A 4602-nucleotide genomic window follows, 5' to 3' on the forward strand; every position below is an offset into this window, starting at 1 on the left:
AACCAGATAGAGATCGCCTTCGAGGAGCAGGTCAATTTCACGGATTATATCACGACAATATCTTATATCAGCGACTTTTTTGATGAGTACGCGGAGACCAACGAACTGAACCCCGAGGTCAGGGAACAGATCGCGAAGGACTTGGAAAATCGGATCGCCGGATCCAGGGGCCTTTACGAAAACGTATTCTTCCTTACGTACAAGGACGGCGTCAACACGGTGATAATCGACGGAATCGGCGGCATCGCAACCGGCGCCTCCTTCCCCCACGAGCTGACGGCCGGGGGGGAGAAGTTTTACAGAGACCCGAAGCCCATGGTGGGCATAACACTGGTATCCCCGTCGACGGGAAGGCCTGCGGTGCTGATCCCGGCTCCGATATTCGATAAAAAGACCAACAAGATGATCGCGCTTTTTCAGCATTCGCTCGACCTGAACTCCGTCGCGGACAGAATAATAAAGGACAGTGCGGACAGCGGAGTTAAAACCCTGATACTCAATCCCGACGGGATGGTCATCTCATCGGAGAACAAGGAACAAGTGCTTGACTTCGACTTCTCGAAACAGACAGGCGATATTGTGGAATTCAACAAGAAGATGCAAGTATCCGACGAAGGCATCGGCTTCTTCACGCTTGACGGAGTGGAATATATTTCCGCATTCGTGAAAAGCGACTTCGTGAATATGACCATTCTCTCTTTCATGCCTTACGAACTGCATCTGATCAAGTCCAGAGACGCCAAAATCAGGATAACCACCGTAATAGTCATAAGCCTGCTGGTGGCGGGAGCGGTTCTGTTCTACCTGTTGAAGGGGATCGTGAGGCCCATCAATGAGCTGTCCAGGATTTCCGAATCTATAACGGCAGGAGACCTTTCAAAAGACGTGCCCGATGTTTTCATAAGAAGGCGCGATGAACTGGGGTTGCTCTCGGATTCTATGAATAATCTCATACTTAACCTGCGCGACGTTCTGAAAAACATCGCCTCCTCCGCGCACGATATGAACGGATACAGCAACGAGCTTGACATCGCAAACTCGGCCCTGTCTCAAAAAATGGAGCACATGGAATCCGTATCCCGGGCACTGTCCACGGGGATGGAGGATGTATCCGCATCTTACAAGGATATAACACTTTCAAGCGAGCAGATGAGCGCCTCCTCGTCCGAGCTGCTGGAAAGCATGACCAACGGGAACTCGGTCGTAATGGAGATCGACGAGAAGGCTAAAAAGATACAGGAGAACGTAAGCTTTAGCCAGGAGAAAGCCTGGAAGATCTACGGGGATCTGAACAACAGGCTTAAAGAGAGCATAGAAAAGGCCAAGGTCATCGACAAGATAGCCTCCATGGCGGAGCAGATTTCGAATATTGCCGACCAGACAAACCTTTTGGCCTTGAATGCCGCGATCGAGGCCGCAAGGGCCGGTGAACAGGGAAGGGGCTTCGCCGTGGTGGCGGACGAGGTGAGGAAGCTGGCTGCGAACTCCGCGGAGGTGGTGGTCGGGATTCAACAACAGACAACCCAGGTTCAGGAGAACATCAACGTCCTTATTTCCGATGCCACCAGGCTGCTTGAGTTCATCGGCGGAGAAGTCGACAGGGACTATAAAGATTTCTTGGGTTCTGCTGAGGAGTACAGAAAGGACACAGGCGTCCTTAAGGAGATGATAGAGGGCGCTGTCAGGATGAGCGGAGAAGTGCTGGACGCAGTCAACGAGGTGAATCAGGCGATAAACGAGGTGTCTGCGACCATCAGCGAGAGCTCGGAAGGGTCGGACGATATATCTCTAGAGATCAGCGACATCGCCGGCTCGGTCTCGGAGATAAAGCTCACCTCCGAAAGGCTGGCGAACTTGAGCGGAAGCCTGATAGGCTTGGTTAAGAGGTTCGATCTCTGATTGTTCAAAGGGTTACCCTTTGTGGGGGTGGTTGAATGACCTCTTGGGAAGCGCAAGCCGCTTCTATGGTGGAAAAGCAGATTTTTGGCAGGGGAATTCGCTCGGAGAGGGTTCTGGCCGCCATGCGCTCCGTGCCCAGGCACTATTTCGTCCCGAAGGAGTTTCAGGACAGCGCCTGGATAGACAGTCCCCTGCCTATCGGAGATGAACAGACCATTTCACAGCCTTACATGGTGGCGCGGATGACGGAGCTCCTCTCCCCCGAGGAGAAGAACTCCGTCCTCGAGATAGGGACCGGCTCGGGCTACCAGGCGGCAGTGCTGGCCTCGATGGGCACCAGGGTCACTAGCATCGAGAGGATCTTTTCGCTTGCCGAGAGGGCGCGAAGGACCTTGAGCTCGCTTTGTTACGAGGTATCGGTGATCTGGTCCGACGGACGGGAGAGGGGAGAGTGCACCGGCCCCTTTGACAGGGTGATAGTGACTGCCGCAGCGCCGTACCTGGAGGAGTGGTGGAGCGAGATCCTGTCTCCAGGCGGCAGGCTGGTGGCCCCTGTCGAGGTTATGTCCGGCGGCGAGAGGCTTCTGCTGCGAGAGAAGAAGGGCGACGGCTCGTTAGACGATACTTGGAGCGATTACTGCCGTTTCGTGCCCCTCTTGAGCGGAACCGAAAGACCGCCCGACTGACGAGGCGACCCGTTGAGGTCAGGGTTTTTCCGCGGGCTGTCGACCGGAGAGCTGTTTTCAGTTCGCTCGCTCAGCATCTCGGGGCTGGTTGCGGCGGTCTATGCCGTCGCCACGATCCTTTTCGCGCCTCTCTCCTTCGGATATGTGCAGATTCGCGTCTCCGAGGCTCTCACAGTTCTGCCCTTCATCCTGCCACAGGCCGTGTTCGGACTGTTCATCGGCTGTCTCTTCGCCAACCTGCTGTGCGGCCTGGGGTTGATAGACGTCCTGCTGGGCAGCGGGTCGACTCTTATTGCCGCGATCATCTCGTCGGCGATGCCGTCCGCGTGGCTTGCCGCGCTGCCGCCCGTGATTGTAAATTCGCTGGTTGTCGGAGGGTACCTGTCGTTCATCATGGGCGCGCCGTTTATCATATGCGCGGGGCATGTCGCCCTCGGGCAGACGGTCGCCTGCTTTCTGCTGGGAGTTCCGCTGACCAAGGTTCTGAGGTCAAGAATTGAAAGGGGCGGGGACGACCCCGCCCTGTGAACTCGTCTATTTTCTCCTCCATTTTACGCCGTCGGGGGTGTCCTCGAGGATTATCCCCATGGCGACAAGCTCGTCACGCAATTCGTCCGCCCTTGCAAAATCCCTTTCCTTCCTGGCGCTGTCGCGCTTCTCTATCAGTTTCAGGATCTGTTCGTCGTCTCCGTCGACGTCGTCGGCCTTGCCCGGAATGCCCATGACCTCCTCGACAATGCCGAAAAATGCCTCGGCGGACACAAGGAAGGAGTTCTCGATCTCCTGGTGGTCTTTAAGGTAGGTGTTGACGGACTTGACCGCCTCGAATACCGTGCCGAGCGCCGCGGCGGTGTTGAAGTCGTCGTCCATGGAGGAGATGAAGCGTTCCCGGTAGCCTTCGAAGAGCGATTCGTAATCGTCCCTTGAGCTATCGACGCGCTTCCTGTGCTCTTTGGCGTGTTGCAGGTCGAGCAGGCAGTTCTCCAGACGATCGACCGCCCCGAGGGACTGTTTGAGGCTGTCTTCGGAGAAGTTGAGCGGCGATCTGTAGTGGGCGCTGAGCATGAAGTGGCGTATCGCCTTGGCCGGGTAGCGTTCGAGCGTCGCCCTCGCCGTCAGGAAGTTGCCCAGCGACTTGGACATCTTCTCCCTGTCGATGAGAAGGTAGCCGTTGTGGATCCAGTAGCGGACGAACTGCTTCCCGGTGGCGGCCTCCGCCTGGGCGACCTCGTTCTCGTGGTGAGGAAAGGTTAGGTCGGTTCCCCCGGAGTGTATGTCGATCGTGTCGCCAAGATATTTCATGGACATGGCGCTGCACTCTATGTGCCACCCCGGACGCCCCTCCCCCCAAGGGCTTGGCCAACTCGGTTCGCCCTCCTTTTTGGCCTTCCAGAGGGCGAAGTCCAGGGGGTGCCTCTTTCTCTCGTCGACCTCTATCCTGGCGCCCGACTGAAGCTCGTCCAAGCTCTGCTTGGCCAGGACGCCGTAGGAGGGAAAGCTCGCCACATCGAAGAAGACGTCGCCGTTCACATCGTAGGCGTGCCCCTTATCGACCAGCCTCTCTACCAGGGAGACTATCTCGGATATGTGCTCGGTCGCCTTCGGGGCATGAGTGGGCCGTTTCACCCCGAGAGCGTCAGCGTCCTTGTAGTACTCGGAGATAAACCTGTCCGCGAGCTCGTCCACGGGTATTCCCTCGCGGTTCGCCCGGTCGATCATCTTGTCGTCGATGTCGGTGAAGTTCTGGACGAAATCGACTTTCAGGCCTTTGAACTCCAAGTACCTGCGGAGGACGTCGAATACTATGAACGGCCTGGCGTTCCCAATGTGGAAGTAGTCGTACACCGTGGGACCGCAGCTGTAAAAAGTCACATGCCCCTCTTTGAGGGGGACGAACGGCTCTTTCTTTCGTGTCAGGTCATTATAAAGCGTTAAACCCATCTCCACGCACCTCCAATGCTTTCTGACGGGTATTATATAATAATGCTATGAGGAGCGCATGTTTATCTCTCCCTGT

The 4602-nt window shown here is 56.2% G+C and carries 4 protein-coding genes; 3 read left to right on the forward strand and 1 reads right to left on the reverse strand.

What is annotated here, in order from left to right; translation table 11 throughout:
- The 3 genes from GX181_03720 to GX181_03730 all read left to right on the forward strand — a co-directional run.
- Positions 1-1899, forward strand: a 1899-nt coding sequence (locus GX181_03720; protein ID NLM71055.1) for a methyl-accepting chemotaxis protein, incomplete at its 5' end; no start/stop codon positions are given.
- A 35-nt stretch (positions 1900-1934) separates the two neighbouring features.
- Positions 1935-2585 (forward strand): protein-L-isoaspartate(D-aspartate) O-methyltransferase, encoded by a 651-nt coding sequence (locus GX181_03725; GenBank protein ID NLM71056.1) that lies wholly within the window; start codon positions 1935-1937, stop codon positions 2583-2585.
- A 75-nt stretch (positions 2586-2660) separates the two neighbouring features.
- Entirely contained in the window at positions 2661-3113 is a 453-nt protein-coding gene (locus GX181_03730) for a QueT transporter family protein (protein ID NLM71057.1), read from the forward strand.
- 6 nt (positions 3114-3119) lie between these two features.
- On the opposite strand, the gene GX181_03735 is transcribed toward GX181_03730, so the two are convergent.
- Complete coding sequence (locus GX181_03735) at positions 3120-4526, reverse strand: cysteine--tRNA ligase (GenBank protein ID NLM71058.1); 1407 nt, start codon at positions 4524-4526, stop codon at positions 3120-3122.
- Positions 4527-4602 lie beyond the last annotated feature (76 nt).

It is taken from the genome of Synergistaceae bacterium (assembly GCA_012521675.1).
Classification (GTDB): domain Bacteria; phylum Synergistota; class Synergistia; order Synergistales; family Aminobacteriaceae; genus JAAYLU01.